The following is a 4,890-nucleotide window of genomic DNA, read 5'->3' on the forward strand; positions in this document are numbered from 1 at the left end:
CCCTAGGCGTCCACCCCGCCCCTTGCCCGGAGGCCGCTGGGCAGCGGGGGGTGGCCCGCGGCCTCCGGGCAAGGGGCGGGGTGGACGCCTAGGGCCTGTCCCCTTGGTGCTGAGCGGTTGGTCGGACCTGCATGTCCGTTTGTTGATCAGTGACGCAATGTGGGCGCGGGGCCTGCGTGAATCGTTCCGTGGCGAAGCATCGGCTGCTCGCGGGGCCAAGGGACGGGTGTCGGGTGCCGTCGGCACCCGACACCCGTCCCTTGGCCGGGTCGGCCCCCGGTTCACGCGTTGGAAGTCAAGATCCGCCGACCGGCTCTGGACGGTGCCGCGACGGCCGATGGTCTTCCCAGAAGGCCATGGTGAACAGGGCCGCGGCCGGAACCGATGACGGGTGTGCGATGAGCCACCGAGAAGACCACCACCAGCCTGACGACCACGGATCACTGCTGGAGTGACGCGCAGAGGGAAACGGACAGTCTCTTCTCCTCACGGGCCGACGAGGTCGTTGTCGGCAGGACGCACACGGCACCTCTGCTAGAGCGTGTCTCTTTGATGATTGGTCAGTTGATTGGGTGTGTCCGTCCGGTTAGCGATCACTGATGAGATGTGGGACCGGATCGAGCCGCTCATGCCGGCCGATGCGGTCCGCGGTCGGCGATGGGCCGATCACCGCCGCACCTTGGAAGCCGTCGCGTGGAAGTACCGGACCTGCTCACCCTGGCGGGACCTGCCCGACGGGCTCGGCTCGTTCAAGACCGCCCATAAACGCCTGATCAGGTGGGCCGTCGACGGAACCTGGGAACGCATCCTTGGCGCGGCGCTGGCAGCAGCTGGGCCCGGTGCCCTTCCTGCGCTTCTTCGATGGCGACCTCCTCACGCAGCAGCCCGGCGGCGTCCGCCGCGGGCCTTCGCCCGCACGTTGTGGGCATGTCTCCTGTGCCACAGCCTCGCGGCGCGGTGGCGCGGGGTGACCACAGGACGGCCTGGCCACGTTGACGCGCCCCGGCGCCCACTTGGCTCATCAAAAGCGGCGGCGGTAGCAGTCTCCACCTAGCGTGAGTGTCCCGCTTGTCGACTCCAGGAGAACTAGGAAACCACATGCCTGAAGAACTGTTCAAAATGATCGACGACTCCGCGCAGGTAACCGTAAAGGTATTCCGGGAGAAGACGTCTGCGGCGCATCGCCACGACGAAGTATCTTGCGAGCTAGAGGACGAGAGTATGGTCGTCATCGGGGGCGGCGCGACGGGCTCAGGATACCCAGGAGGACTTCTCACCGCCTCCTTTCCGAGGCCTGACCGAAAGGCCTGGGTGGCCTCCTCCAAGGACCACGGCGCCGCCGACGAACACGACCTCAGCGTGTTTGCCATCGGACTGAGCATTCAGGGACTAAGTCCCGAAAGGCTCAAAAGTTTCATCACCTACGAAGAGACCACGACCCCGACCAGGGTCAGCTATCCGGTAGGCACAGCAACAAGAAGAGACGGCGCCAGCACGCTTGTGGGTGGCGGGTTCAGATTGAACATGGAGCAAACCGCTCCCGGAAATCTGATCACCTCATCCTATCCAGAATTTGATCAGTCATGGACCGCACGGGGAAAGGATCACGGCGCCCAATCGAAAGCAACCATGACGACCTGGGGAATCTACATGAAAAAGGAGATCGACATCGGTATCGCAAATCTGAAATACCAAGTTAACGTTCTCCCCACCACTGGATTTTCGGACCCTTCGGGGAATCATTCTGCGACCGCCTTCATTCCGAAGGGATTCGCAATGGTGGGTTGCGGAGCAGAGGTCCAGCTCACCTACGGAAACATCGGCCAGCTGATCTACCAGATTGAGCCAGCCCATTTCCCCGCCAGCCCGTCAGACAACACACCCGAGAGGTGGGGGGTGGTTGCCGCTTCGAAGGACCATGCCGGACATGCATCCAAGGACTCACTCAAGACATGGGCAATCGGGATCCGCCTGCAGCAGATTGCTGGCCCATGACACTTCTAGGCACTGTTTCTTGGATCATGTTCGGAGCCAGATGATGAGGGCGGCGAGGGTGACGGTGCCGAGGTAGACCTAGGCCTGCTCGGCGGTGAGGGGCGACGGGGCAGACTGCCCCACAGCATCACCGGGGTGAGCCCACGCGCGCCAGGCCCCTCCACCAGCCGTTGCTCAAAGAGACCTCGTGAAAGCCCAGCAGGTCGAACCAGGCGAGGGGCATGGTGTCCCACAGGGCGACCAGGCCCAGTCCGCCCAGGGCCGCCGGAATGATCGCGGCGAGCGGCGCGACCCGCCGGCCACCGATCAGCGGCATGACTCCACCGTCGCCGAACCCTCGACGACCTGGTGTTCTTCCTCGCCCCCGACGAGGAGACTGCCGTGCGAGGGGGAACTCCAGGCCCTGCAGGACGCCGAGTTCGCCGCCGTGCCCGTCCCGCTCCCGGAAGGCGCCGCCCGGCTGACCCCGCCTGCCAGGCGCGGCAGTCCGAGACCGACGGTTGATCGGGTGTGTGGGGGTGCCCGGTCGGATGTGGTGCGGCCTTCCCGTGCCCCCGTTTCCGGAGGGAAGGGAAGATGACCGGCTTCATGGCCCGAGTCCCGCCGTGGGTCTGGGACGGGGCACGGCACTGGCGGATTCCCGTCGTGCCGAACCGACCTACCGTGGGAGGCAGGGGGCGTAGTCGCGTGCCAGGTGCTCGACCTGCGGGAGGGCCTTCAGGCCGAACGCCCCGGCCGGTCCGGTACACCTCGTGTGTGCCGCTCCCGCGGAGTCACCCTTCTTCGCCCGTGACCTCCAGCGCCTCCCGCGCGAGGCCGACGAAGGCGAGGTGGGCGTTACGGAAGTCCTGGTACGCGGCGTCGTAGTCGGCCCGCCGCTCGGGGCTGCCGTCACCGATGAGCGCCTTCAGCAGCGGTTGCACGCGTCGCGCCGTCTGCCGCGTCCGCTCCGCCGCGGAGGCGACCTCGGCGGGGCCGTCGAGCCGTACCTCGTGGGTCGCCTTGTTCATCTTCCCGATGGCCGGGCCGATGCGCTCGTACATCCGCGTCAGGAGGCGGTCCTTGGTCTCGCGGTCGGGCGCCGCGTCGACGTCGTCGATCTGCCAGGTGACCTCGTTGAACGCGTGCGCGCAGTCCATCAGCTCGCGGTAGGTGGACCGGCGCCGGTCGCGCTGTTCACGCAGCGCCTGCGCCGTCGTGGTCGTCCGGGCCTGGACCAGCGCCGCGCGTGAGGTGGCGCGCGCGGTGATGTAACTGGCTCCGAGCGCGGTCAGCGCAGTGAGGACACCCACCCACAGTCCGCTGTTCCCCATGATCCAGAAGTCTGCCATCGAGCGCGCCGGTCGAACACCCACCGTCCGGCCAACAGATGGCTACGTCCCGCTCCGGCGCCGGTCGCTGGCGCGGCGGAGTTCGTCGGTGCGGCTGATCATGGCCCCGATGCCGTCGGCGAGTGCCGGGGCGCCCGGGCGTACGTGGGGTTCGGCGGCGATCAGCGGTGCGACCAGGTCGGCGGGGTCGTCCTGGGCCAGGGCCCGGCGTACCGCGTCGACGCAGGTGCGGCCGGGGGCGTCCAGATCGGTGAGCGCGGCGACCTGGCCGGCGAGCTGGCGCAGGTCCGCGGCGTGGTCCCGGGCCCAGGCGTTGACGCTGCGCTGCGCGGCCCGGCGGTCACGGGCCGCCTGGACCCGCTGTTCGCCGGTGCTGCCCGCGGCTCCGGGGCGCAGCCGCAGGTAACGGCGTTCGGCGGCCTGTCGGCTGGCGACGCCGAGGGGGCCCGCCAGGTCCGCCCAGCTCGCCCCGGCCGCGCGGGCCGTCTCGATCAGGCCCGACTCCCAGCCGGCCAGCCGTTCGCGGACCTCGCGCAGCAGGAGCAGGGTCGCCAGGGCGGCCTGCGGATCGTCGGGGGTGTCGGTCTCCGGCCCGTGGGCGCGGCCCATGGCGCTGTCGATGGCTTCGAGAGCTGCGGCGGCGGCCAGGAAGGACGCCGGGGCGCCGGGGTCTTCTGCGGCGCGGGGCGGAAGTGCTGTTTCCACGGGTACCTCCGACGGGTCGTCGTGCCGGTGCACCGTGCTGCGGTGGATCTGTGGCTCGGTCGCTCCGTCGCTCACGCGCTCCGTCACCCCGCACGGCACCGGCCAGTGTCACCCATCCGCTGACATCACGGGAATGTCATCCATCAGGTGAACGGCGTGCTTGTCATCGTTTCGATGACATGTTACAACGGAGGAGACATGAAGCGCACTGGCATCCGCCAAGGAACCAGGAGGTGTTTCCCATGCTGATGCGCACCGACCCCTTCCGTGAGCTCGACCGCCTCACCCAGCAGCTCATGGGCCCGGGCACGTGGTCGCGGCCGTCCGCCATGCCGATGGACGCGTACCGCGACGGCGACGCCTACGTGATCGACATCGACATGCCCGGTGTCGACAAGGACGCCATCGACATCGACGTCGAACGGAACATGCTCACGGTCAAGGCCGAGCGCCGCCCCGCGCCCCGCTCGGACCAGGCCCAGATGGAGCTCTCGGAGCGGCCGCTCGGCGCGTTCTCCCGGCAGATCATGCTCGCCGACACCCTCGACACCAACCGCATCGAGGCCGACTACGACGCGGGCGTGCTGACCCTGCGCATCCCGATCGCCGAGCGCGCCAAGCCGCGCAAGATCTCCATCGGCGCCGGCAGCCGCAAGGAGCTGAGCAGCTGACCCGGCGCGGCGATTCCAGCCCGCTGACCGGCCGCGTCGGGTCCAGCGGCTGACGCGCCGCGTCGAGTCGAAGGAGTGCACCGCCGGCTTCCCTCCCCGGCGGGTGCACCCGCGGCCGGAGGCGGGAAGGGACATCTCCCCCTCTCCCTTCCCTCCTCTCCCCCGCCCCTCCCGCCTCCGGCCGCGGG

General features: G+C 68.6%; 5 protein-coding genes and 1 pseudogene. 3 read left to right on the forward strand and 3 right to left on the reverse strand.

The window, feature by feature from the left end; genetic code table 11:
• Positions 1–574 precede the first annotated feature (574 nt).
• Positions 575–808, forward strand: a pseudogene (locus EF918_RS32515) (transposase); the annotation flags it as partial.
• 290 nt (positions 809–1,098) lie between these two features.
• A complete protein-coding gene (locus EF918_RS32520; protein ID WP_125652502.1) occupies positions 1,099–1,995 on the forward strand; it encodes a hypothetical protein in 897 nt (298 codons plus the stop codon).
• Positions 1,996–2,122: 127 nt separating this feature from the next.
• Here the strand turns inward: EF918_RS32520 and EF918_RS32525 are convergent, their stop codons facing one another.
• The 3 genes from EF918_RS32525 to EF918_RS32535 form a co-directional block, all read right to left on the reverse strand.
• Positions 2,123–2,311, reverse strand: a complete 189-nt coding sequence (locus tag EF918_RS32525) for a hypothetical protein (protein WP_125652503.1) — start codon at positions 2,309–2,311, stop codon at positions 2,123–2,125.
• A 457-nt stretch (positions 2,312–2,768) separates the two neighbouring features.
• Complete coding sequence (locus EF918_RS32530; RefSeq protein ID WP_125652504.1) at positions 2,769–3,308, reverse strand: hypothetical protein; 540 nt, start codon at positions 3,306–3,308, stop codon at positions 2,769–2,771.
• 60 nt (positions 3,309–3,368) lie between these two features.
• Positions 3,369–4,031, reverse strand: coding sequence for a type III effector protein (locus EF918_RS32535; RefSeq protein ID WP_125652506.1), 663 nt, complete (start codon positions 4,029–4,031; stop codon positions 3,369–3,371).
• A gap of 242 nt (positions 4,032–4,273) precedes the next feature.
• On the opposite strand from EF918_RS32535, the gene EF918_RS32540 reads away from it, so the two are divergent.
• Positions 4,274–4,702: an Hsp20/alpha crystallin family protein gene (locus EF918_RS32540; RefSeq protein ID WP_125652505.1), complete on the forward strand. Its 429-nt coding sequence runs from the start codon at positions 4,274–4,276 to the stop codon at positions 4,700–4,702.
• The last annotated feature ends 188 nt before the right edge of the window (positions 4,703–4,890 follow it).

The sequence above is a fragment of the Streptomyces sp. WAC06614 genome, from assembly GCF_003949795.1.
Lineage (GTDB): Bacteria > Actinomycetota > Actinomycetes > Streptomycetales > Streptomycetaceae > Streptomyces.

What these genes read in the sequence shown, in the direction of transcription:
- EF918_RS32520 (WP_125652502.1), top strand. Translation starts at nt 1,099, where the DNA reads ATGCCTGAAGAACTGTTCAAAATGATCGACGACTCCGCGCAGGTAACC.
- EF918_RS32525 (WP_125652503.1), bottom strand. Translation starts at nt 2,311, where the DNA reads ATGCCGCTGATCGGTGGCCGGCGGGTCGCGCCGCTCGCCGCGATCATT.
- EF918_RS32530 (WP_125652504.1), bottom strand. Translation starts at nt 3,308, where the DNA reads ATGGGGAACAGCGGACTGTGGGTGGGTGTCCTCACTGCGCTGACCGCG.
- EF918_RS32540 (WP_125652505.1), top strand. Translation starts at nt 4,274, where the DNA reads ATGCTGATGCGCACCGACCCCTTCCGTGAGCTCGACCGCCTCACCCAG.